Here is a 22840-nt window from a genome sequence, read left to right as displayed (position 1 = left end):
GGGCAGGCTTAAGGGCAGGCTCAGGGGCAGGCTCAGGCCTGCTTGCCGCCGGCGATGCTGAGCGCCACCGCTTCGGCCACCTCGATGCCGTCGATCGCGGCCGAGTAGATGCCGCCGGCATAGCCCGCGCCCTCGCCCGCCGGGTACAGGCCCTGGACGTTGATGCTCTGGTAGTCGTCGTTGTTGCGGCGGATGCGCAGCGGCGACGAGGTACGTGTTTCCACGCCGGTCAGCACCGCGTCATGCAGCGCGAATCCGGGCAGCTTCTTGTCGATCTCGGGAATGCCTTCGCGGATCGCCTCGATCACGTAGTCGGGCAGCGCCGTGCTCAGGTCGGTCGGCGTCACGCCCGGCTTGTACGAAGGCTCGACCGAGCCCAGCGAGGTCGACGGCCGGCCAGCGACAAAGTCGCCCACCAGCTGGCCCGGCGCATTGTAGTTGCTGCCGCCCAGCTCGAACGCGCGCTCTTCCCACTTGCGCTGGAACTCGATGCCGGCCAGCGGGCCACCCGGATAGTCATCCGGCGTGATGCCGACAACGATGCCGGCGTTGGCGTTGCGCTCGGCACGCTTGTACTGGCTCATGCCATTGGTCACCACGCGCCCCGGCTCCGACGCCGCCGCCACCACCGTGCCGCCCGGGCACATGCAGAAGCTGTACACCGAACGCCCGTTGCTGCAGTGGTGCACCACCTTGTAGTCGGCCGCGCCCAGCAGCTTGTTGCCGGCGAACTTGCCGAAGCGGCTGCGGTTGATCAGGCCCTGCGGATGCTCGATGCGGAAGCCCAGCGAGAACGGCTTGGCCTCCATGAACACGCCGCGGCCGTGCAGCATCTCGAAGGTATCGCGCGCGCTGTGGCCGACCGCCAGGATGACGTGGCTGGCTTCCAGGTATTCGCCGCCGGACAGCTTCAGGCCGCGCACGCGGCCGCCGTCGATGTCGACATCGTCGACGCGTGTCCCGAAGCGGATTTCGCCGCCCAGTTCGATGATCTCGGCGCGCATCTTCTCGACCATGCTCACCAGGCGGAAGGTGCCGATATGCGGGCGCGCCTTGTACAGGATGTCTTCCGGCGCACCGGCGCGCACGAACTCGTTGAGCACCTTGCGGCCATAGTGCTTCGGGTCCTTGATCTGGCTGTACAGCTTGCCGTCCGAGAACGTGCCCGCGCCGCCTTCGCCGAACTGCACGTTGGACTCAGGGTTGAGCACGCTCTTGCGCCACAGGCCGAAGGTGTCCTTGGTGCGCTCGCGCACTTCCTTGCCGCGCTCCAGGATGATCGGGCGGAAGCCCGACTGCGCCAGGATCAGGCCGGCCAGCAGGCCGCACGGGCCCATGCCGATCACCACCGGACGCAGCGCGGGGCCGCCCTGCGGCGCACGCGCGACGAAGCGGTACTCCATATCGGGCGTCACGCTCCAGTTCGGCTTGCCGGCCATGCGCTTGAGCGCCGCGGCTTCGTCACTGACTTCGATATCGATGATGTAGGTCAGCTTGATATCGGAGCGCTTGCGCGCATCGTGGGCGCGGCGGAACACGGTATAGCCGATCAGGCCGTCTCCCTTGACACCGATCTGCGCGGCGCCGGCACGCACGGCGGCGTCCAGGTCGCTTTCGGTATGGTCGAGCGGGAGTTTGACTTCACTTAGACGTAGCATGGGGAACCCGAGAACTGCGGCCGGGGGGTTGGGCACACCAATGTGCCAGGTCCGGCCGGAGCGCAATTTTATAGTCTTTCGGGTGCCGGGTCGGCAATCGATTGCGGCTGGTGCCGCCATGGCCACGGCACGCGGCGCTTGCGCCACGTCAGCAACGCCGCCACGCGAGCGATCAAGCCGGGTGGCACGGCGATGGTGACGGCGGCGTCGCCGCGCGCCGCCACCTGTAGCCAGCCGCGTGCCGGTATGGCCAGCGACTCGCCCGCGCGCAGGCGCCAGCGCGGTATGTGGCAGGTTTCGGCCAGCCATTGCGGCGGCCCGCTGACCTCGATCTGGCCGGCGCCGGCATGCAGCACCGTGCCCGCCGGCACGCGCAGGTGCAGGCATTGCCCGGCAGACAGGCGCGTGGCGGACGCCTGCAAGATGGCTTCTGGAGGGTCGATCGATACGCTTGGCATGGCTTGGCTCCGATAAAAGCTCAGGACTCCAGCCTATCGGCCGGCTCGCGCGCGCGGCAGGCACACCCCCGCACGACCTCTACCAGAACAGCAAGGAAAAACCGGGGCTGTTACGATACAGGCGCCCCGCATCTGTATCTGTACCCTGATGGCCAACCGCGCCACCATGCCGCCATGGAATCCACCCCGCTTTACCGCCAGGTTGCCGGCCATTACCGCCGCGCCATCGAATCCGGCACGCTGACCGCCGGCGACCGCATGCCATCCGTGCGCGCGCTGATGGGACTGCATGGCGTCAGCCTGTCCACGGCGCTGCAGGCCTGCCGCCAGCTGGAGAGCGATGGCCTGCTCGAAGCCCGCCCGCGCGCCGGCTATTTCGTCGCGGCACCCGTGCGCGCGCCGCTGGCACCGCTGACCGAACCCGACGCCGCGCTGCCCGATCCCGCGCAGTACGTCGGCATCCACCAGCGCATTTCGGCGCTGCTGGCGCGCAGCCAGCACCAGCACGTCCATACCAATCTTGGCGGCGCCTACTGTGCGCCCTCGCTCTATCCCGCCGATGCATTGCGCAGCGCCGCGGCGCGCGCATTGCGCCGGCATCCGATGCTGTTCGGCGAGGCCGTCGAGCCGGAGGGCTACGCGCCGCTGCGCAGCGCCATCGCGCGCCAGGCGCTGCATGCGCGGATGCAGCTGGCGCCGGAGGAGATCGTCATCACGCACGGCTGCACCGAGGCCCTCAACCTTGCGCTGCGCGCGGTGGCCGGCCCGGGCGACGTGATCGCGGTGGAATCGCCCACCTATTACGGCCTGCTGCAGATCCTCGAAAGCCTCGGCATGCGCGCGCTGGAAATCCCGTGCAGCCCGCAGACCGGGCTCTCGCTGGAGGCGCTGGAGCTGGCGGCGCAGCACTACGACAATATCCGCGCGGTGGCGGTGGTGCCCAACCTGCAGAACCCGCTCGGCTGCATCATGCCGGACGCGCACAAGGCGCGGCTGGTGCAGTGGTGCGAGTCACGCGGCATCGCGCTGATCGAGGACGACTGCTTCTCCGCCACCGCTGACGGCGATACCCAGCCGGCTGCGGCCAAGGCCTGGGACGGCAGCGGCAACGTGATCCACTGCGCCTCGCTGCACAAGGTGCTGGCGCCCGGCATGCGGCTCGGCTGGATCGCTGCCGGTAAATGGCAGCCGCGCGTGGAAATGCTCAAGTTCGGGCTGTCGCGCCCCAACGAGATGCTGTCGCAGATGGCCGCGGCGGACTTCCTCGCCAGCGGCGCGCATGAACGGCACCTGCGCCGGTTGCGCACGCGGCTGCAGCTTCAGCGCGAATGGTTCGCGCAGGCGGTGGCGGCCAGCTTCCCGGCGGGCACGCGGCTGGGTGCCCCGCGCGGCGGCATGCACCTGTGGGTGGAGATGCCTGCGCAGGTATCGTCCGAGGCGGTTTTCGACCAGGCGCTGCAGGCCGGCATCCGCGTCATGCCGGGGGTGATGTTCTCCAACGCCGGGCGTTTCGACCATTGCCTGCGCATCAACTGCGGCACGCCGCGCTCAACGCAGATCGAGCGCGCGCTGGCCACGCTGGCGGGCGTGGTGCAAAGCCTGGCGAGCTAGCCGCGCGCCGAGCCTCGCGCATTTTCGCAACACCGGTGGCGCCCCTGCCTGATTGACCTGCTTTTTGCGCCCGGTTTATCCCCATTTTCCGCCGCCTCACCTATCCTAGTGCGCTGGCGCGGCGGCCGAGGCTCTGCTGGTTCCCTCGAACGCTGCCAGCCCCGCCACGAGACGGGAACAAGAACAAAGGAGAGTGGCCTTGAGCAGTCCTTCCGCGGCATCACGCGCTCACAGCAGCAACCGCCCCGCCGGCACCCCGCCCGGCAACACCCTCGACGATTACCAGACGCTGTTCCAGCTCGCGCCCGTGTCGCTGTGGCTGGAAGACTTCAGCGACGTGCGCGCCCATTTCGACCAGCTGCGCCGCGACGGGGTCACCGACCTGCGCGCCTACCTGCGCGCCAATCCGCACCAGGTGGCGCAATGCTCGTCGCTGATCCGCGTGATCGACGTCAACCAGCGCACGCTCGACCTGTTCCGCGCGGCCGACCTCGACGACCTGGTCGCCAACCTCGACACCGTCTTCCGCGACGACATGTTCGACCAGCACGTGGAAGAACTCGGCCAGCTCTGGGACGGCGGCACCCGCTTTGCCAGCCAGACCGTCAACTACACGCTGGACGGCGAACGCCTCGACATCCGGCTCGAAGCGACGGTCATGCCCGGCCATGAAGGCACGTGGGAGCGCGTGCTGCTGTCGATCGAGGACATCAGCGCGCGCGTGCGTAGCGAACGCGAGCTGCGCCGCAGCGAGCAATACGCGCTGGGCCTGTTCGAACACTCGCCGGTGTCACTGTGGGTGGAAGACTTCAGCGCGGTCAAGGTGCTGCTCGACGAAGTGCGCGCGGCCGGCATCACCGACTTCCGCACCTTCCTCAACGTGCATCCAGACTTTGTCTCGCGCTGCATGCAGGAGATCCGCGTGCTCGACGTCAACCGGCAGACACTGCTGATGTTCGGCGCCGAGTCCAAGGAAATCCTGCTGTCGCGCCTCGGCGACGTGTTCCGCGACGACATGCGCATCCATTTCGCCGAGCAGTTGATCGACCTCTGGCACGAGAAACTGTGGCAGCAGCGCGAGGTCATCAACTACGCGCTCGACGGCCGGCAGGTCGATGTCTACATGCAGTGGTCGGTGTTCCCCGGCTGCGAGGCCGACTGGGACCAGGTGCTGGTGTCGCTCACCGATATCACCGCGCGCAAGAAGGCCGAGGCCTATGTCGAGTTCCTGGGCAAGCACGACGTGCTGACCAAGCTCTACAACCGCGCTTATTACGAGGACGAACTGGCGCGGCTGGGCCGCAAGGGACCATGGCCGGTCAGCGTGGTGGCGGTGGACCTGAACGGGCTCAAGGTGGTCAACGACCAGTTCGGCCACGGCGACGGCGATGGCCTGCTGCGCCGCACCGGCGAGGTGCTGAAGAAAGCCGTGGGCGAGCAGGCCTGCGTGGCCCGCATCGGCGGCGATGAATTCATGATCCTGCTGCCCGGCCGCGACGAGCGCGGCGCCGCCACGGTGGTCGAGCAGGTCGAGAAGGTAGTCGAGCTGAACAACACCTTCTATCCCGGCGTGCGCCTGAGCTTTTCCATCGGCCACGCCACCTGCGTGCAGGGCGAGCGGCTCAGTGACACGGTCAAGGTGGCTGACAGCCGCATGTACGAAGCCAAGCGCGCGCATTACGAAGCGCTGGGCAACGAGCGCCGCAGCAGGGGCAACTAAAGGGCCGGCGGCACGCCTCAGCCCGGCGCGCACTCTCCGCGCATCAGCGCCCATTCCTCGCACTGCTTGCCTGAGGGGAAGGTGCAGATGCCGGTCTGGCCGGCGGGCGTCGGTACGATCGACAGCTTGCCGCCGCGCCGGGTGCAGTTGACCGAAGCCGGATTGGGCATGCCGACCGTGGGCGCCGCGCTGGCCGGCTGCGCTGCGGACTGGCCTCCCGGTGTGGTAGTGCAGGCGGCGGCGCCAAGGCTGGCGGCCGCCAGCCACAGGGCGGATCGCACACGCATCGGGATCTCCATGACGGGGCAGCCCCCCAAAAAGCAAAGAGCCGGCTTGCGCCGGCTCTCTTGCGGTTACAGGTACACGATCAGGGCCACGCCCCCCACGATCAGCCCGAACTTGGCCACGTAATACAGCTGGCGGTTCCATGCCTTGAAGCGGCGGCGGTATTGCCCGCCCAGCCAGACGAAGCGGAACAGCTTGTTGATCATGCCGGTCTGGTCGTGCTCGTCGTTGGGCGAGCTGGCCGCGGTCATGACCTTGCGGCCCATCCAGTGGTTGAACTTCATGGCCCAGCCATAGCGCATCGGGCGTTCGATATCGCAGAACAGGATCAGGCGATTGGTCTCGCTGCGGTTTTCGGCCCAGTGCAGGTAGGTTTCGTCGAAGACCACGCCCTCGCCGTCGCGCCAGCTGTGGCGCTCGCCGTCGACCTCGATAAAGCAGCGGTCATCGTTGGGCGTGGACAAGCCCAGGTGGTAGCGCAGCGAGCCCGCGAACGGGTCGCGGTGCGGATTGAGCTTGCCGCCAGGCGGCAGCTCGGCGAACATCGCCGCCTTCACGGTCGGCAGTTCGCGCAGCAGCGCCACGGTCTTGGGGCACAGCGTCTCCGCAGACGGGTGCTGGGCCTCGTACCACTTCAGGTAGAAACGCTTCCAGCCGTATTTGAAGAACGAATTGAAGCCGGCGTCGTCGTTCTTGTCCGCGGCCTTGATCTTGCGCATCGCTCCCAGCGCCAGCCCTTCGTCGCGGATCTCCGGCCACGCGGCGCGCAGCTTTTCCAGGTCGGGGAAATTATCGACCGGAATATACGGCGTGCGCGGCACGCCCGAGAACGCATACATGAAGCAGTTGATCGGCGCCACCAGCGCCGAATGGTCCAGCAGCTGGCGCCAGATCTTCAGTCTTACCTTGCCGCGGAAGTGCACATACAGGATGGCACCGAGATAGCCCGCGACGAATATCCACTTGATCACCCGAAATCCTCCTGGTTGGCCGCCCCTGTTACGCACGTGGCAAAGCACGCCGCGGGCCGGCTGGGCGAAAACCAGTATTTTAGCGAAACAGACGCAGCACCGCAGTTAGTAGCGAACGCGTCACATAAGAAGTTGGCCAGTCAGGACTCTCGATCCGGGCCGCCGCGCGACTGCCGCGCAATGCGGTCGATCAGCGCCTGGGCGTCGTCGGGCATGCCCTGCAGCGTCAGCAGGCGCGCGTTGAGCACCAGGTTTTCCAGCACCAGCTTGGCGGTCGAGGCCCACATCGTGGCCAGCAGCGCCTCCGTCGACAAGCCGGACGCTTCCATCTGCTCGGAGCGCTCGGCGATCAGCCGGCACGCCAGCTGGCGCAGCGCGCGGTCGTCGAACGGCAGGTCGGCGTAGTCGATCGGGTCTTCCTTCTCGACCTCGGCCATCAGTTGCAGCAGGGTGTCTTCTGTCATGGGCAGACTCCTGGCAAAACATGAACGCAAACGCAAAGGGCACCGCCAGCGCGGCTACGCGCGAAAATCTCCCGCCATGCCGGCGTCGGTGCGCGCCTCCAGGCGGCCCGACCGGCACGCGGCAACGAACTGCTCATAGTCGCGCCCGACCTGGTCGGCATAGCCATTGGCATAGCCTACCATTGCATCGGCCATCCGGTCGCTCCGTTCCAGGTGGCCGCTGACCTCGGCGGCCAGCCCGCTGCCCCTGGCATGCGCCCGCGCCAGCACCCAGCCGCACAGCGCGCCGCGGCTTGTCAATCGACGAGCCGCGGCGGCAGGGGTGGCAAGCGTAGCGCTGCGATCAGAGCGCCGGCGGCTGGCGGCGGAAGCCGGCGCCGAAGCGGTTCCACGCATTGATCATCGAGATCAGCAGGGTCAGGTCGGCGATTTCCTTTTCAGAAAACTGCTCGCGCACCGCGTTGTAGTCGGCGTCGGGCGCCTGGCTTTGCGGCAGCAGCGTCAGCGCCTCGGTCCAGCCCAGCGCGGCACGCTCGCGCGCGGTGAACCAGCTCACTTCGCGCCATGCCGGCAGCAGGCTCAGGCGGCGATCGCTTTCGCCATGCTTGCGCGCATCGGTCACATGCATGTCGAGGCAGAAGGCGCAGCCGTTGATCTGCGAGGCGCGGATCTTCACCAGTTCCTTCAGGCTGTTTTCCAGGCCGCAGCGGGCCAGGTAGATCTCCACGCCGACCATTGCCTTGTAGGCGTCCGGGGCCACGTCTTGCCAGTTCATGCGTTCTTCCATGTCGATTCTCCAGGGATCCGGTTGAGTGAGTTGGCGGGCGCTGGCCCGTTGGACTCAAAGATAGCCCCCGCGATTGGCTCCGTACACTGCCAATTTACGGCAAAATCAGTAGACCAATTTTGGGGCAGCATCATGGAACTCCATCTCGCGCTGGACCACGCCAGCGACCTCACGGCGCAGATCGTCCACCAGATCCGCGACGCCATCCAGGCCGGACGCCTGGAAGCTGGTGCGCGCATGCCGCCCACGCGGCTGCTCGGCACCCAGTTGGGCGTCGCACGCAAGACCGTAACCACGGCCTATGAACGGTTGTTGGCCGAAGGCTGGCTGCATGCGCGCGTCGGGGACGGCACTTATGTCGCCGAGGGGCTGGCGCGCAAGCCGGTGCGCATCGCCGCCGCGCCGGTACTGCCGCCGGCGGTGCTGCGCTGGATGGCGGTGGAGACGCCCTTCCTCGGGCCGATGGGCGGTGCGCGCTACGCCTTCCAGCCGGGCCAGGCCGACACCACGCGCTTTCCGCACGAAGCCTGGTCGCGCTGCGTGCGTGCGGCCCTGGCGGCGGAGCGGCAGCGTCCGCCCGGGCCCGCGGACCCGTGTGGCGAGATGCCGCTGCGGCAGGCCATTGCCACCCATATCGCCTTCACCCGCGGCGTGCAGAGCGCTGCCACGGATATCCTGGTCACCGCCGGCGCACAGCAGGGCATCGACCTGGTCGCCCGACTGCTGCTGGGGCCGGGTGCCGTGGTAGCCATGGAAAATCCCGGCTACCCGATGGCGCGCGCGCTGTTCCAGGGGCTGGGCGCGCGCGTGGTGCCGGTGCCGGTCGACGGCGAAGGGCTGGTGGTGGAGGCGCTGCCCGGCGAGGCAACGCTGGTCTTCGTCACGCCGTCGCACCAGTCGCCGCTGGGCGTGCCGATGAGCCTGGCACGCCGGCAGGCGCTGCTCGACTGGGCCGCGCGCCGCCACGCGGTGATCCTGGAAGACGACTACGACAGCGAGTTCCGCTATGGCGGGCAGGCGCTGGACGCGCTGCAGACGCTGGACCGCCACGGGCGCGTGGTGTACCTGGGAACGTTTTCCAAGACGCTGTTGGCCAACCTGCGGGGCGGCTACCTGGTGGTGCCGCCATGGCTGATGCCGGCGGCGCGCAAGGTCAAGCACCTGATGGACTGGTACACCCCGACGCTGACCCAGCAGGCGCTGGCGCGCTTCCTGTCGGAGGGGCACCTGTTGCGCCATATCCGCCGCTCGCACGCGCGCCATGTGCAGCGGCGCGCGCGCCTGCTGGCGCGGCTGCACGGCGACCTGTCACCGTGGCTCGAAGCGTTGCCGGCGATGGCGGGCTTCCACCTGGCGGCGCGGCTGCGTGTGCCGGTGGCTGCCGACGCGCTGGTGGCAATGGCCCGGCTCGCGGACCTGGAACTGGCCACGCTGGACCCCTTCCACGCCACGCCGCCGCCGAACTGCTCAGGCTTGCTGCTGGGCTTCGGCGCCATCGACCTGCTCGACATCGATCCCGCGCTCGACCGGCTGGCGATGGTACTCTCTGCGTTGGCCCCCGACCCGGCGCGCCTCGTGTGACGCTGCCGTCATCCCGGCAAAAGTCCGGTCTCAGGGTACGCACCAAATGCGTGGGAGCGCACGCACAGTCATACTGGCGTCCGCAAGCTTCCGTTGAACAAATCGGACGGGAAGCAGTCTCATTCGCACTTCCACACACACCAGAGTCGCGTTCATGACCAAGCGTTTGTTGTCCGCCATGCGTCAGTACGCATGGTTTTCAGGGGTAAAGCACCATGTCGTGCAGGGCGTCGAAGCCCTGGCGGAACTGCTCAAGTCCCCTTCCGCCGCGGCACGCGCCGTTGCGGCAGTGATCGCCGAAACCGAGCACGGCGTGCAGGTCTGGGTCTCGTATCTCGGCAAGCCGCTGGACCCCCACACCAACTACGTGCTGTGGCCGAACCGCGCCCTGCGGCCGGCACGGCGCCGCATCCAGCCCTCTCCGATCGAGCAGTTGCAGATGCGACGACGGCGCGACGAATAGCGCGCCGCTCGCTGTCACGCAGCGCCCCGCCGGTGGCCCGGTGGCGGGCGCTGGCGGCGTTCAGGCGTCCGCCCAGCGGCGCAGCAGGTTGTGATAGACGCCGGTCAGGCCGATCACGGCTTCATGCGACTGGCCGAGTTCCTGCGCCGTCTGGCGAATGCGCCCGTCCATCTCGAACAGCAGCGAACGCTTGCCGTCGTCGCGCACCATGCTCTGTATCCAGAAGAACGACGACACCCGCGCGCCGCGCGTGACCGGCGTCACGTGGTGGATGCTGGTGGCCGGGTACAGCACCATATGCCCGGCCGGCAGCTTCACGCGTTGCTGGCCGTAAGTGTCCTCGATCACCAGCTCGCCGCCGTCGTACTGGTCCGGCTCGGTCAGGAACAGCGTTGCCGACAGGTCGCTGCGGATGCGGAAGCTGGTGCCGCGCAGGTAGCGGATCGCATTGTCGACATGGTTGGCAAAGGTGTGGCCGCCCTCGTAGCGGTTGAACAGCGGCGGATAAACCTTCAGCGGCAATGCCGCCGAGAAGAACAACGCGTTGTTTCCCAGCGCATCCTGGATCAGGTCGCCAACCTGCCGCGCCGCGGGCGAGCCCTCGGGCAGCTGCAGGTTGCGCTTGGCCAGCGCCGACTGGTAGCCCGAAGTTTCATTGCCGTCAGTCCACGGTGCGGCATCGATGACCTGCCGCACCTGCGCCACCTGGTCCTTGGAGAGTACGTCGGGAATCTGCAGCAACATGGTGGCGACAACCTTTGGGCAAGAATGGGGAAAGCGCGCACGCCGGACGAACGCGTCGCGAACGCGTATTGTAGGTGAACCCTGGCATGACTCGAACAAGAATCATTACTGTTTGATCTTGTGCAGGCGCCGCCTCCACTACAATGGTTTTTGTGTTTCCGTTATCGCCTAGGAGAAGCCATGTCCGAACCGCTACACGACGAAGCGCTGGTCAATCTCTACCTGGAACGAATTTCAGCCCTGTCGGTGAGCGCCTTCGACGGTGCCGATGTCGGTGCCGAGCTCGATGCCGTGATGCGCGAAGCGGTCGCCAAATGCCAGGCCGCCGGTGGTCCGCAGGCACAAGGCACGCTGGCGGTGCTGGCCAAGCGGTTGCGCGAGCGAGCGGAAGCGGCCGAGCGCGAAGACCAGGCACTGGTGCGCAATACCTTCCTGCAGGCAGCGCAACGATTGCCGGCCTGACGGCGAGCAAGCACCACGCGCGCGATCATCGCGGAAGTTCGCGGTTCAGGTTCAGTTCGTAGCAGGGAATAAATCAGGCCGGACGGCCTTGAGAACAACACCTTGAAGGATTGCGGCGAATGCCGCGAAAGGCGTTGGTTGCGGGGGCAGGACTTGAACCTGCGACCTTCGGGTTATGAGCCCGACGAGCTGCCAACTGCTCCACCCCGCGTCCGAAGAAAAAGATTATGCAGCACTTGTGCGCATCTGGCAAGTCTTTTCTCTGCTCATCGTGGAATCGCTGGCGCGCTCATGCGCGAGGCGTGGTGTTGCCATCGGCCTCGTGCGCGGCAAACAGTACCCCGATGGAGCGATTCACCTGCTCAAGCGCCTCGAGCTTGGTGTCGAACGCGTGGTTGGGGAACGGGTTATGCCGCCCGGCGACGACAATGCCATCTCTGCGGCGAATGACTTCGATAAAGATAGCCCATTTGCGCTTGGGCAGCGCAATCACTTCATAGACGACCTTGTAGCCTTCGAATTCAGGCATGGCGGGGCACTCCTTCTGCTGCAACGGCGAGCAAGACGTCGCTCGCTTCCAAATCCAGCGTAGGAATACCGGTCCGGATCAAAAATGATCCCGGTCAAGGTCGATTGATCATCGTGTGATATATGCCATTGCGCCGTTGGCAATAGCCGCGCATGTGGCCCGCCCGGGCATCACTCCGGCGGCGGCCCGAGCATCCGGTCCACCAGCGCATAACCGGCACCGAAAGCAGCCACTTCCGCAGCGTGACGCGTGGCGAACTGCTGCGCGCCACTCGCCAGCGCTTCGATGTCGCCCGCGTCGGCAGGATCTGCCCCCTCCTGCGCCACGCGGACTTCATAGCCCCATCGGCCGATAGTGCTCTCGCCCTGCGGCGACACCAGCACGTAGACATCCATGTCGCGGTACTGCTCGACGCGCCAGTCGTTTTCCATACCCATTGCTCCGGAGGGTCGGCGTGCTTCGCCTGCTGCTTCGAGCCTAGGAGGCGGCACGTGCGCGCGCAAGCCGTGGCGCAGCAAAAGCGCTGTCGGCGTAAGGGCGACAAAGGGGGGAAGCGAAGCAGGCATCGGCCTGACGGCCCACGCGACGCGATCGGCTGGGGGAAGGAAAGCAGAAAAACAAAAAGGGCTTCCGTTTCCGGAAGCCCTTTTCTTACTACATAGGTGGCGCGGCTGGCAGGATTCGAACCCACGACCCCTTGGTTCGTAGCCAAGTACTCTATCCAACTGAGCTACAGCCGCACTCGAGAAAAGAGATTATATCTGAGATTTCAGATTTGTGAACCCCCTTCGACACTTTTTTCTCTTCTTTTCGCGAAGTGCGGCCTGTCGGCAGTGTTTTTCTATAATGAGAACCCGAAGATGTGATCCGGACCATGAACAAGGCATTTGTCAAAGAGTCCTCTGGCGACGAGGACGACGACCTTCCCGAAGGCGCAACGCCGCTGCCTCCCGGCACCAAGAACTACATCACAGCCGATGGCTACAACCGCCTGCGCAATGAGCTGATGCAGTTGATCGACGTCGACCGGCCCGATGTGGTGCAGATCGTCTCGTGGGCCGCATCCAACGGCGACCGCTCGGAAAATGGCGATTACCTCTACGGCAAGAAGCGGCTGCGCGAGATCGACCGGCGCATCCGCTTCCTGACGCGGCGCCTGGACAAGGCCGAGGTGGTCGATCCCTCATTGCAGGGCGACAACGACCAGATCTTTTTCGGCGCCACCGTCACTTACGCCAACCGCGCCGGCGAAGAAACCACCATCACCATCGTGGGTATGGACGAAGTCGACCTGGACAGCAACCGCGTCAGCTGGATCTCGCCGATCGCCAAGGCGCTGATCAAGGCGCGCGAGGGCGACACCGTGCCGCTGCGCACGCCGGCCGGGGTCGAGCAGATCGATATCCTGGAAGTCAGCTACCCGTCAGAGAAACAATAAGTGAACCAGTGGGCGGGCGTGTCAGGGCGGCCCTGGCCAGGAGCGCGCGGCCGCAGACAGTCCAAGTAGTACGGCAAGGCCGCACAACGACGCCAGGGCCGTCCTAAAAACGCCCGCCTAGCCGTCGTTGCGGTCGCGGAAGATGCGGATGACGTCGGGGTTGCGGCGCAGCCCGCGCATCACGTTGGCCAGGTGCAGGCGGTTCTGCACCTGGATGATGAACTGCATGTAGGTGGCTTCCTGGTGGCTGCCGTCCTGCTGCTCCATCGCCACGTGCGCGACGTTGGCATCGGCCGCGGTCAGGTCCGCGGCGACGCGCGCGACGATACCCTTGACGTTGCGCACCATCACCTTGATCGACACGTCGAAGGCCCGCGTGGTCTTCTTGGCCCACATCACGTCGATCCAGTGCTCCGGATCCTTGCTGTGCAGGCGCTTGGCGATCTTGCAGTCCTGCACGTGGATCTGCAGCCCTTCGCCCTTGCCCAGGTAACCGACGATCGAATCGCCGGGGATCGGGCGGCAGCATGCCGAGAAGATCATCGACATGCCTTCGTCGCCGGTGATCGGCACCGCAGGCGCTTCTTCGCCGGCAAAGGTCTGCACCGCCGCCAGCAGCGCGCTGTCGACGTCGCCGGACAGCTCCTGCAGCAGGATCTCCATGCGCTTGGCCACTACCGCCGGCACGCGCCGGCCCAGCGCCAGGTCGGCGAAGATGTCTTCGCGCTGCTTGTTGCCGGTCCACTGGATCATGCGGTCCCACACCGACTGCGGCACGGCCTTCAGCTCGATGCCGAGCTGGCGCGCGGATTGTTCGAGCAGCCGCTCGCCGAGCTGGATCGCCTCGTCCAGCTTGGTGGTCTTCAGGTAATGGCGGATCGCCGCGCGCGCCTTGCCGGTGCGCACGAACGACAGCCACGCCGGATTCGGCTTGGAGTACGGCGCCGTCACCACCTCGACGATATCGCCGCTCTTGAGCTCGGTGCGCAGCGGCAGCAGCTCGTTGTTGATCTTGACCGCGACGCACTGGTTGCCCAGGTCGCTGTGCACCGCGTAGGCAAAGTCCAGCGCGGTGGCGCCGCGCGGCAGCGCGCGGATATGCCCCTTGGGCGTAAACACGTAGACCGCATCCGGAAACAGGTCGATCTTGACGTGCTCGAGGAATTCCTGCGAATCGCCGGTCTGGCTCTGGATGTCGAGCAGCGACTGCAGCCACTGGTGCGCCTGCTGCTGGATATCGTTGGCGTGGTCGGCCTGGTGCTTGTACATCCAGTGCGCGGCCACGCCGGCCTCGGCGATCTGGTGCATGTCGCGCGTGCGGATCTGGAACTCCACCGGCGTGCCGAACGGGCCGACCAGCGTGGTGTGCAGCGACTGGTAGCCGTTGATCTTGGGGATCGCGATGTAGTCCTTGAACTTGCCGGGCATCGGCTTGTACAGGCCATGCAGCGCGCCCATCGCCATATAGCAATGCATCTGCGTTTCCACCACCACGCGGAAACCGTACACGTCCAGCACCTGCGAGAACGACAGCTGCTTGTCGTGCATCTTGCGATAGATGCTGTAAAGCGTTTTTTCGCGGCCGGAGAGTTCGGCAACGATGCCGGCATCGGCCAGCGACTTCTGCGCGGCTTCCAGGATCCGCTTGACCACTTCGCGCCGGTTGCCGCGAGCGGCCTTGACGGCCTTTTCCAGCGTGGCGTAGCGGAACGGCGAGCCGACCTTGAACGACAGTTCCTGCAGCTCGCGGTAGATCGTGTTGAGACCGAGACGGTGCGCGATCGGCGCATAGATCTCCATGGTCTCCAGCGCGATGCGGCGGCGCTTCTCCGGCGGCACGAAGTCGAGCGTGCGCATGTTGTGCGTACGGTCGGCCAGTTTCACCAGGATCACGCGCACGTCGCGCGCCATCGCCAGCAGCATCTTGCGGAAGCTCTCCGCCTGCGCCTGCTCGCGGCTCTGGAACTCAAGCTTGTCCAGCTTGGTCAGCCCGTCGACCAGTTCGGAAACCTTGGGCCCGAATTTCTCGGCCAGTTCGCTCTTGGTGATGCCCTGGTCTTCCATCACGTCGTGCAGCAGCGCCGCCATGATGGACTGCACGTCCAGCTTCCAGTCCGCGCACAGCTCCGCCACCGCCACCGGATGGGTGATGTAGGGCTCGCCGCTCTGGCGGTACTGGCCCAGGTGGGCCTCGTCGGAAAACTGGAAGGCCTCGCGTACGCGCGCCAGGTCGGGCGCCTTCAGGTACGCGAGCTTTTCCATCAGCCGGGTGATGGAAATGACCTGCTGGCGCGGCGGCACCGCCGGCTGCGAGGTCGGGCCGAAGAAGTGCCGGTATGACTGCGCCAGCACTGCATCGATAAACAGACTGTCCGCCACCGGAGGCGCCGCTTCCTGCACTGCCGCCAGTTCGTCCTGCAGCGCGGGCGCCCTCGCCTTGCCCGGCGCCAGCGCCGGCGCGACGGCACGCTCCCCGACGACGTCGTCGCCGAGCGGATCGGGAAGATTGGGAGCGCCGGTGCGCGCGTTCACGGAAGACTGGCCCGGGATGGTGCGCTTACGCGCCGTGGGCGGCGCCGCATCGCCGAGCGCGCCTGCCGCGGGCGTCGGCGGAGAGGAAGGCTGGGAGGGCAGATGCGGCGAAGGCATGGCGGCGGCCCCTGGAATCCGGCTGGAGAGCCTGGAAATATGCTGGCACGTTGCGAGGATGAACCATGGGCCGGCCGCTCGATCGGGTCGATCAGGTCGGGACTTTCTTCAGCATCTCGATGCCGACCTGGCCCGACGCGATCTCGCGCAGTGCCACCACGGTCGGCTTGTCCTTGGCCTCGACCTTGGGCGTGTGGCCCTGCACCAGCTGGCGCGCACGGTACGTGGCCGCCAGGGCGAGCTCGAAACGATTCGGGATGTGTTTCAGACAATCTTCGACGGTAATACGCGCCATATCAAATCCACCTTGGGACAAAACCTTGTGTTGGGATGCCATTTTACAGCACGCGGCGGAAAACGCCGGCGGCGCCTCCGCGCACGTGCCTCGGCTCAGTGGATACCGAGCTCGATAAACAGCTCCGCGTGCCGTGCCTTCTGCGACGAAAAGCGCAAACGGGTGGCCCGAACCACGTTGCGCAGCTCTTCCAGCGCATTGTCGAAGACCTCGTTGATGATGACGTAGTCCGACTCCGACGCATGGGACATCTCACTGCCCGCGGCCAGCAGGCGGCGCACGATCACGTTGGGCTCGTCCTGGCCGCGCTTCTTCAGGCGCTCTTCCAGCGCGGTCAGCGACGGCGGCAGGATAAAGATCTCGACCGCGTTGGAGAAGCGCTGGTGCACCTGCTGCGCGCCCTGCCAGTCGATCTCGAGCAGCACGTCGTTGCCTTGCGCCATCTGCTGCTCGATCCACACGCGCGAGGTCGCGTAGTAGTTGCCGTGGACCTCGGCCCACTCCAGGAACTCGCCGCGGTCACGCGCCGCGCGGAAGGCATCGACGTTGACGAAGTGGTATTCGCGGCCATTCTGCTCGCCCGGGCGCGGCGCGCGCGTGGTATGCGAGATCGACAGGCGGATGGCCGGGTCCTGCGCCAGCAGCGCGTTGACCAGCGTCGACTTGCCGGCTCCCGACGGCGCCACCACCATGAACAGGTTGCCCGGGTAGACGGTGTCGATGGGAGGATGCGGCGCGGTTTGGGACGTTTGGCTCATGATGATGATTCGGTAACTTCGGGGTAATTCTCGGGGTGATTCTGATGCTTTGCTGCGTTATTCGAGGTTCTGGACCTGCTCGCGCATCTGCTCGATCAGCAGCTTGAGCTCCATCGAGGCATCGGCCAGTTCCTTGGCCGCGGCCTTGGAACCGAGCGTGTTGGCCTCGCGGTTCAGCTCCTGCATCATGAAATCGAGGCGCTTGCCGACCTGCCCGCCCTTCTTCAGGATATGGCGGGTCTCGTTCAGGTGTGCCTGCAGCCGCGACAGCTCTTCGGCGATGTCGATGCGGATGCCGTAGACGGTGGCTTCCTGACGGATGCGCTCCGCGATCTCGTCGCGGCTCATCGACGGCATGCCGGTGGGCGCGGCCAGGTTGAACGCTTCCTGCAGGCGCTCGGTCAGCTTCTGCTGGTGGTGCGCGATCAGTTGCGGGATCGCCGGCGTCAGGCGCTCGACGATCGCCAGCATGGCATCGACGCGCTCCATCAGCGTCGCCTTGAGCGCCTCGCCCTCGCGGCGGCGCGCTTCGAGCAGCTGGTCCAGCGCCTCTCGCGCGGCGCCGGTCACTGCTTCGCGCAGGGCTTCCTGCGACAGCTCGGGCTCGACCAGCACGCCCGGCCAGCGCAGGATCTCGCCCATGCGCAGCGTGCCCGCGCTGGGGAAGGTGCCGGCCACGGTGGTTTCGAGCGCGCGGATCTGCCCCAGCAGGCCGTCGTTGAGCGCCAGCGTGGCGCCGCCCGAATCGGTGCGCTGCAGGTTGATGCGGCATTCCAGCTTGCCGCGCGACAGTTCGGCCATCAGCATCTCGCGCAGCGCCGGCTCAAAGGCGCGGCACTCTTCCGGGGCCCGGAACAACAGGTCGAGGAAACGCGAATTGACAGTGCGGAATTCCACCGAAACGGAGGCGGTGCGCCCGCTCGGCTCGCCCTGTGCGTTGGTCAGTGGCGCCTGGCGCGTCGCCAGGCCATAGCCTGTCATGCTGTGGATCATTGGATGTTCTCGTGAGTGGAGGCGGCCCTGGGGCGCTGGCGGCCCGCAGGCGCCCTCCTCGAGCCTCCCGCAACCGGATGCCGGAGCGCTCTCAAAACGTTGAAAGGAGGGCAACAATGCCCGTATTTGTGTTCTTTACAAGTGACCGATTAGCCCGGACAATCCGTTGGCAAATCTGCGGAGTCATCCGCTGAGGCAAATCCGGCCCCTATTCCCATGACAGAGTCCAAGGGCACGACACAACTGAAGAGTGCACCGCTGCCCGTCGGCACGCTGTTGTCCAACTATCGTATTGTAAAGAAGTTGGCCAGCGGGGGGTTCAGTTTCGTCTACCTCGCCACCGATGAAACCGGCGCGCCGGTCGCGATCAAGGAGTACCTGCCATCGTCGCTGGCGCGGCGCAATCCGGGCGAACTGATCCCCGTGGTGCCCGAGGAAAACGCCGCGGCATTCCGGCTCGGACTGAAGTATTTCTTTGAAGAGGGCCGCTCGCTGGCCCGCATTTCCCATCCCAGCGTGGTGCGCGTGGTGAATTTCTTCCGCGAGAACGCCACGGTCTACATGGTGATGAACTACGAGCTGGGCAAGACGCTGCAGGAGCACGTGCTGGCCGCCCGGCAGCAGGGCCGCGCCAAGGTGCTGCGCGAGCATTTCATGCGCAAGGTCTTCCACGACCTGATGAGCGGCCTGCGCGAGGTGCATATCCACAAGCTGCTGCACCTGGACATCAAGCCCGGCAACATCTACCTGCGCGAGGACGAGTCGCCGATCCTGCTGGATTTCGGCGCCGCGCGGCAGACGCTGACCATGGAAGCGGCGCGCTTCCAGCCGATGTACACCCCCGGCTTCGCCGCGCCCGAGCTGTACGGCAAGCATTCCGACCTGGGTCCCTGGACCGATATCTACAGCCTGGGGGCCACGCTTTATGCCTGCATGGCCGGCATGCCGCCACAGGAAGCCAACCAGCGCGAGAAGGACGACCGCATGGCCGAGGCGCTGGTGCGGCTGCGCAGCAGCTATACCAACGGCCTGGTCGACCTGGTCGAATGGTGCCTGCGGCTGGCGCCGTCGGAGCGGCCGCAAAGCGTGTTCCGGCTGCAAAAGGAGTTGCGCGAGCAGACCAACGCGCTGAGCGAGCAGGCAATGCTGGCGGCAGCGCCGCCGGCTCCTGCAACCGAGCGCCCTGCCCCGGCTTCACGCTTCCTCACGCTGCTGCGCCGCCGCGACGAGCCGGCCCCGGGCGCGAGCGTAGAATAAATCACAAATCGCGCCCGCCGTGGCGCGATGACCTTACTGAATTTCCAAAGCCAACATGCGATTCTCTGTCTACCAGGAAAGCAGGAAAGGCGGCCGCCGTGTCAACCAGGACCGCATGGGCTATTGCTTCACGCGTGACGCGCTGCTGATGGTGCTGGCCGACGGACTGGGCGGCCATGCGCACGGCGAGGTGGCCGCCCAGCAGGCGCTGCAGACGCTGGCGCGCCAGTTCCAGGCGCAGGCGCGCCCGGTGGTGCGCAATCCCGCGGAGTTCCTGCAGGACACCATCATGCTGGCGCACCGCGAGATCCACCGCTATGCGGAAGCCAACCGCATGGCCGACGTGCCGCGTACCACGGTGGTCTGCTGCCTGGTACAGCACGGCCAGGTCTACTGGGCGCATGCCGGCGATTCGCGCTACTACCTGTTGCGCAAGGGCCGCCTGCTGACGCGCACGCGCGACCATTCCAAGATCGAAAACCTGCTGCAGCAGGAACGCGTGCTGCCGATGCACGTGGCCAACCACCCCGAGCGCAACAAGCTCTACAACTGCCTGGGCTCGCCCAACCTGCCGCTGATCGACCTGGGCGGCCCGGTGCGGCTGGAGCCGGGCGACATCGCCCTGCTCTGCTCCGACGGCCTGTGGGGGCCGCTGGACGAGCAGGCGCTGGTCGACAAGCTGTCGCGGCTGTCGGTGGTGCAGGCGGTGCCGGCGCTGATCGAGCTGGCGCTGCAGAACGCTGGCGAAGGTGCCGACAACACCACCGGCATCGCCATGATGTGGGAGCTCGACAACAACACTACCGGGCCCGATTCGGTGATGACCGATACGCTGCCGCTGAATGCGTTTACCACCTCGATCCTGGACCGCACCGGCACCGATAGCGACCTGCTGTCGGAGGAAGAAATCGAGCGCTCGATCGCCGAGATCCGCGCGGCGATCGACAAGACCAGCAACCTGATGCGCTGACCTGGTTCGCCGAGGCTGGTTCGCCCGAGGCTATCCGTCACCGCGTCCCAACGATAGCCCCGGCATGCAGCGCGCACGGCCCGGCGGCGTTAGAATCGCGTTCTCTCCCCCGATTCCAACCCATTTATCCCATGCGACCCAGCGGCCGCGCAGCCGATGCGCTGCGTTCCATCAGCCTTACCCGCCACTACACCCGCCATGCCGAAGGCTCCGTTCTGTGTGCCTTTGGCGACACCAAGGTGCTCTGCACCGCCAGCGTGCTGGCCAAGGTGCCGCCGCACAAGAAAGGCAGCGGCGAAGGCTGGGTCACGGCCGAATACGGCATGCTGCCCCGCGCCACCCACACCCGCTCGGACCGCGAGGCCGCGCGCGGCAAGCAGACCGGGCGCACGCAGGAAATCCAGCGCCTGATCGGCCGCGCCATGCGCTCGGTGTTCGACCTGGCGGCGCTGGGCGAGCACACTATCCACCTCGACTGCGACGTGCTGCAGGCCGACGGCGGCACCCGCACCGCGGCCATCACCGGCGCCTTTGTCGCCGCGCACGATGCGGTTGCCACCATGCTGCGCGCTGGCCTGATCTCGGCCAGCCCGATCCGCGACCACGTGGCCGCGGTCTCGGTCGGCATGGTCGACGGCGTGCCGGTGCTGGACCTGGACTACGCCGAGGACAGCAACTGCGACACCGACATGAACGTGGTCATGACCGGCAGCGGCGGCTTTGTCGAGGTGCAGGGCACCGCCGAAGGCGTGCCCTTCAGCCGCGCCGACCTGGACGCCATGACGCGCCTTGCCGAAGCCGGCATCGCCCGCCTGGTGCAGCACCAGCGCGACGCACTTGGATTGGCCTGAAGCAGGATCCGACGATGCAACGACTGGTACTCGCCTCCAACAACGCCGGCAAGCTGCGCGAGTTCGGCACGCTGCTGGCCCCGCTCGGTTTCGATGTGGTGCCGCAGGGCGACCTGGGCATTCCCGAGGCCGAAGAGCCCTTCGTCACCTTTGTCGAGAACGCGCTGACCAAGGCGCGCCACGCCAGCCGGCTGTCCGGCCTGCCCGCGCTGGCCGATGATTCCGGCATCAGCGCGCGCGCGCTCGGCGGCGCCCCAGGCGTCTATTCGGCGCGCTACGCGCAGATGGCCGGCAAGCCCAAGTCGGACGCGGCCAACAACGCGCACCTGGTGTCGCAACTGGCCGGCAAGCTGGACCGCCACGCGCACTACTATTGCGTGCTGGTGTTCGTGCGCCATGCCGAGGATCCCTGTCCGCTGATCGCCGAGGGCGTGTGGCATGGCGAGGTCGTCGACGCGCCTCGCGGCGCTGGCGGCTTTGGCTACGATCCGCATTTCCTGCTGCCGGGGCTGGGCAAGACTGCCGCCGAACTGTCGGCAGAAGAGAAGAACGCGGTCAGCCACCGCGCGCAGGCTCTGCGCGCACTGGTGGTCCGGCTGCAGGCCGACGCCGCGCAGCGCTACGGCCGATGATCCCGATCGTACCGGCCGGCAGTGCGGCACCGGCCGCTGTTTCTCCTGTCGACAGCAAGCAATTGTGGCTCAAGCCCGGGCAGATCAGCCTGCCCGGCTCGCCGCCGCTGTCGCTGTACGTGCATATCCCGTGGTGCGTGCGCAAGTGCCCGTATTGCGATTTCAATTCGCACGCCGCGCCGGGCGCCGACAACCACGAGATCCCGGAAGAGATCTACCTGGACGCGCTGCGCGCGGACCTGGAGCAATCGCTGCCGCTGGTGTGGGGCCGCCCTGTGCATACCGTCTTTATCGGCGGCGGCACGCCCAGCTTGCTGTCGGCAGCCGGCATGGACCGCCTGCTGTCCGATATCCGCGCCTTGCTGCCGCTCGATGCGGATGCCGAGATCACGATGGAGGCCAACCCCGGCACCTTCGAGGCCGACAAGTTCGCCAGCTACCGCGCCAGCGGCATCAACCGGCTGTCGATCGGCATCCAGAGCTTCAACGACCGGCACCTGCAGGCGCTCGGCCGCATCCACGGCAGCGCCGAAGCGCGCAAGGCGATCGATATCGCGCAGGCGAGTTTCGACAACATCAACCTCGACGTGATGTACGCCCTGCCGGGCCAGACGATGGACGAGTGCCGCCAGGACCTGGAGACCGCGCTGTCGTACGGCACGACGCACCTGTCGCTATACCACCTGACGCTGGAGCCAAACACGCTGTTCGCCAAGTACCCGCCAGCGCTGCCGGACGACGACAGCGCGTACGAGATGCAGGACCTGATCGAGGCACGCACGGCCGAGGCGGGCTATCGCCATTACGAGACGTCGGCCTATGCCAAGGCGCATCGCGAGGCGCGCCACAACCTCAACTACTGGCGGTTTGGGGACTACCTTGGCGTCGGCGCGGGCGCGCACGGCAAGCTGTCGTTCCCGCACCGCATCCTGCGCCAGATGCGGCACAAGCACCCGGCTACGTACATGGCGCAGGCACTTGCCGGCAATGCCTTGCAGGAAGCGCGCGACGTGAGCGCGGACGAGTTGCCGTTCGAGTTCATGCTCAATGCGCTGCGGCTCACCGATGGCGTGCCGGCATCGAGCTTCCAGGACCATACCGGGCTGCCGCTGCATACCATCAGCAAGCAACTGGCCGAAGCGGAGAAGAAGGGATTGCTGGAAGCGGACCTGACCACTATCCGTCCGACGGAGCTTGGGCGGCGCTTTCTCAATGACCTGCAGGAGATGTTCCTGAAGGACTGAGTTGCGGACGGAGCGGTATC

Annotated in this window: 24 protein-coding genes, 2 tRNA genes and 1 pseudogene; 11 read left to right on the top strand and 16 right to left on the bottom strand. The window is 66.4% G+C overall.

The window, feature by feature from the left end:
- Positions 1 to 32 precede the first annotated feature (32 nt).
- Together LPA45_RS04450 and LPA45_RS04445 are read right to left on the bottom strand one after the other, a co-directional pair.
- The gene (locus LPA45_RS04450) at positions 33 to 1658 is read right to left on the bottom strand and encodes an NAD(P)/FAD-dependent oxidoreductase (protein ID WP_116317477.1); all 1626 of its coding nucleotides are present in this window, start codon (positions 1656 to 1658) and stop codon (positions 33 to 35) included.
- 68 nt (positions 1659 to 1726) lie between these two features.
- On the bottom strand, positions 1727 to 2116 hold the full coding sequence (locus tag LPA45_RS04445) for a hypothetical protein (protein WP_116317476.1): 390 nt from the start codon (positions 2114 to 2116) through the stop codon (positions 1727 to 1729).
- A 174-nt stretch (positions 2117 to 2290) separates the two neighbouring features.
- Here LPA45_RS04445 and LPA45_RS04440 point away from each other — a divergent pair, with 174 nt between their 5' ends.
- Positions 2291 to 3727, top strand: coding sequence for a PLP-dependent aminotransferase family protein (locus tag LPA45_RS04440; RefSeq protein ID WP_116317475.1), 1437 nt, complete (start codon positions 2291 to 2293; stop codon positions 3725 to 3727).
- Between the two features lie 193 nt (positions 3728 to 3920).
- Positions 3921 to 5447, top strand: a complete 1527-nt coding sequence (locus LPA45_RS04435) for a diguanylate cyclase domain-containing protein (protein WP_376790631.1) — start codon at positions 3921 to 3923, stop codon at positions 5445 to 5447.
- A gap of 17 nt (positions 5448 to 5464) precedes the next feature.
- On the opposite strand, the gene LPA45_RS04430 is transcribed toward LPA45_RS04435, so the two are convergent.
- The 5 genes and pseudogenes from LPA45_RS04430 to LPA45_RS04410 all read right to left on the bottom strand — a co-directional run bounded on the left by LPA45_RS04430 (position 5465) and on the right by LPA45_RS04410 (position 7954).
- Positions 5465 to 5734, bottom strand: coding sequence for a DUF333 domain-containing protein (locus tag LPA45_RS04430; RefSeq protein ID WP_116317474.1), 270 nt, complete (start codon positions 5732 to 5734; stop codon positions 5465 to 5467).
- Between the two features lie 66 nt (positions 5735 to 5800).
- Positions 5801 to 6703 (bottom strand): lipid A hydroxylase LpxO, encoded by a 903-nt coding sequence (gene lpxO, locus LPA45_RS04425; protein ID WP_116317473.1) that lies wholly within the window; start codon positions 6701 to 6703, stop codon positions 5801 to 5803.
- A gap of 140 nt (positions 6704 to 6843) precedes the next feature.
- The gene (locus tag LPA45_RS04420; protein ID WP_116317472.1) at positions 6844 to 7167 is read right to left on the bottom strand and encodes a hypothetical protein; all 324 of its coding nucleotides are present in this window, start codon (positions 7165 to 7167) and stop codon (positions 6844 to 6846) included.
- Between the two features lie 54 nt (positions 7168 to 7221).
- A pseudogene (locus tag LPA45_RS04415) lies at positions 7222 to 7467 on the bottom strand (DUF2252 family protein); the annotation flags it as partial.
- Positions 7468 to 7510: 43 nt separating this feature from the next.
- Positions 7511 to 7954, bottom strand: a complete 444-nt coding sequence (locus tag LPA45_RS04410) for a carboxymuconolactone decarboxylase family protein (protein ID WP_116317471.1) — start codon at positions 7952 to 7954, stop codon at positions 7511 to 7513.
- A gap of 132 nt (positions 7955 to 8086) precedes the next feature.
- On the opposite strand from LPA45_RS04410, the gene LPA45_RS04405 reads away from it, so the two are divergent.
- Together LPA45_RS04405 and LPA45_RS04400 are read left to right on the top strand one after the other, a co-directional pair.
- A complete protein-coding gene (locus LPA45_RS04405; RefSeq protein ID WP_116317470.1) occupies positions 8087 to 9535 on the top strand; it encodes a PLP-dependent aminotransferase family protein in 1449 nt (482 codons plus the stop codon).
- Between the two features lie 154 nt (positions 9536 to 9689).
- Complete coding sequence (locus LPA45_RS04400) at positions 9690 to 9998, top strand: hypothetical protein (protein WP_116317469.1); 309 nt, start codon at positions 9690 to 9692, stop codon at positions 9996 to 9998.
- A 60-nt stretch (positions 9999 to 10058) separates the two neighbouring features.
- Here LPA45_RS04400 and LPA45_RS04395 read toward each other — a convergent pair whose 3' ends face one another.
- Positions 10059 to 10742, bottom strand: coding sequence for a Fe2+-dependent dioxygenase (locus tag LPA45_RS04395; protein ID WP_116317468.1), 684 nt, complete (start codon positions 10740 to 10742; stop codon positions 10059 to 10061).
- A 180-nt stretch (positions 10743 to 10922) separates the two neighbouring features.
- On the opposite strand from LPA45_RS04395, the gene LPA45_RS04390 reads away from it, so the two are divergent.
- Positions 10923 to 11204, top strand: coding sequence for a hypothetical protein (locus LPA45_RS04390; protein ID WP_116317467.1), 282 nt, complete (start codon positions 10923 to 10925; stop codon positions 11202 to 11204).
- 135 nt (positions 11205 to 11339) lie between these two features.
- Here LPA45_RS04390 and LPA45_RS04385 read toward each other — a convergent pair.
- The 4 genes from LPA45_RS04385 to LPA45_RS04370 all read right to left on the bottom strand — a co-directional run bounded on the left by LPA45_RS04385 (position 11340) and on the right by LPA45_RS04370 (position 12473).
- A tRNA-Met gene (locus tag LPA45_RS04385) sits at positions 11340 to 11415 on the bottom strand.
- A gap of 78 nt (positions 11416 to 11493) precedes the next feature.
- Positions 11494 to 11733, bottom strand: a complete 240-nt coding sequence (locus tag LPA45_RS04380; protein WP_367394953.1) for a hypothetical protein — start codon at positions 11731 to 11733, stop codon at positions 11494 to 11496.
- Between the two features lie 170 nt (positions 11734 to 11903).
- Positions 11904 to 12164 carry a hypothetical protein gene (locus LPA45_RS04375; protein WP_116317465.1) on the bottom strand — a complete coding sequence of 87 codons (261 nt, stop codon included), beginning with the start codon at positions 12162 to 12164 and terminating at the stop codon, positions 11904 to 11906.
- A gap of 232 nt (positions 12165 to 12396) precedes the next feature.
- Positions 12397 to 12473, bottom strand: a tRNA-Arg gene (locus LPA45_RS04370).
- 134 nt (positions 12474 to 12607) lie between these two features.
- Here LPA45_RS04370 and greB point away from each other — a divergent pair.
- On the top strand, positions 12608 to 13171 hold the full coding sequence (gene greB / locus LPA45_RS04365) for a transcription elongation factor GreB (protein ID WP_116317464.1): 564 nt from the start codon (positions 12608 to 12610) through the stop codon (positions 13169 to 13171).
- 117 nt (positions 13172 to 13288) lie between these two features.
- Here greB and LPA45_RS04360 read toward each other — a convergent pair whose 3' ends face one another.
- The 4 genes from LPA45_RS04360 to LPA45_RS04345 all read right to left on the bottom strand — a co-directional run bounded on the left by LPA45_RS04360 (position 13289) and on the right by LPA45_RS04345 (position 17866).
- Positions 13289 to 15820, bottom strand: a complete 2532-nt coding sequence (locus tag LPA45_RS04360) for a bifunctional (p)ppGpp synthetase/guanosine-3',5'-bis(diphosphate) 3'-pyrophosphohydrolase (protein ID WP_233527954.1) — start codon at positions 15818 to 15820, stop codon at positions 13289 to 13291.
- A gap of 91 nt (positions 15821 to 15911) precedes the next feature.
- Positions 15912 to 16115 carry a DNA-directed RNA polymerase subunit omega gene (gene rpoZ / locus LPA45_RS04355; protein WP_006578656.1) on the bottom strand — a complete coding sequence of 68 codons (204 nt, stop codon included), beginning with the start codon at positions 16113 to 16115 and terminating at the stop codon, positions 15912 to 15914.
- A 95-nt stretch (positions 16116 to 16210) separates the two neighbouring features.
- Complete coding sequence (gene gmk, locus LPA45_RS04350; RefSeq protein ID WP_116317463.1) at positions 16211 to 16873, bottom strand: guanylate kinase; 663 nt, start codon at positions 16871 to 16873, stop codon at positions 16211 to 16213.
- A 57-nt stretch (positions 16874 to 16930) separates the two neighbouring features.
- Positions 16931 to 17866 carry a YicC/YloC family endoribonuclease gene (locus LPA45_RS04345; protein WP_116317462.1) on the bottom strand — a complete coding sequence of 312 codons (936 nt, stop codon included), beginning with the start codon at positions 17864 to 17866 and terminating at the stop codon, positions 16931 to 16933.
- Between the two features lie 216 nt (positions 17867 to 18082).
- Between LPA45_RS04345 and LPA45_RS04340 the strand changes: the two genes are divergently transcribed.
- The 5 genes from LPA45_RS04340 (at position 18083) to hemW (ending at position 22820) form a co-directional block, all read left to right on the top strand.
- Positions 18083 to 19123, top strand: coding sequence for a serine/threonine-protein kinase (locus LPA45_RS04340; RefSeq protein ID WP_116317461.1), 1041 nt, complete (start codon positions 18083 to 18085; stop codon positions 19121 to 19123).
- Positions 19124 to 19178: 55 nt separating this feature from the next.
- Entirely contained in the window at positions 19179 to 20093 is a 915-nt protein-coding gene (locus LPA45_RS04335; protein WP_116317460.1) for a PP2C family serine/threonine-protein phosphatase, read from the top strand.
- 131 nt (positions 20094 to 20224) lie between these two features.
- Positions 20225 to 20944 carry a ribonuclease PH gene (gene rph / locus LPA45_RS04330; protein ID WP_116317459.1) on the top strand — a complete coding sequence of 240 codons (720 nt, stop codon included), beginning with the start codon at positions 20225 to 20227 and terminating at the stop codon, positions 20942 to 20944.
- Between the two features lie 14 nt (positions 20945 to 20958).
- Positions 20959 to 21576: an RdgB/HAM1 family non-canonical purine NTP pyrophosphatase gene (rdgB, locus tag LPA45_RS04325; protein WP_116317458.1), complete on the top strand. Its 618-nt coding sequence runs from the start codon at positions 20959 to 20961 to the stop codon at positions 21574 to 21576.
- Positions 21573 to 22820, top strand: a complete 1248-nt coding sequence (gene hemW, locus LPA45_RS04320; RefSeq protein WP_116317457.1) for a radical SAM family heme chaperone HemW — start codon at positions 21573 to 21575, stop codon at positions 22818 to 22820. Before rdgB ends, hemW begins: the two co-directional genes overlap by 4 nt.
- Positions 22821 to 22840 lie beyond the last annotated feature (20 nt).

It is taken from the genome of Cupriavidus sp. Agwp_2 (genome assembly GCF_040784895.1).
In the GTDB taxonomy this organism is placed as follows: Bacteria; Pseudomonadota; Gammaproteobacteria; order Burkholderiales; family Burkholderiaceae; genus Cupriavidus.
The sequence above is the reverse complement of the archived record's forward strand: the minus strand, read 5'-3'. Positions and strand labels throughout refer to the sequence as shown.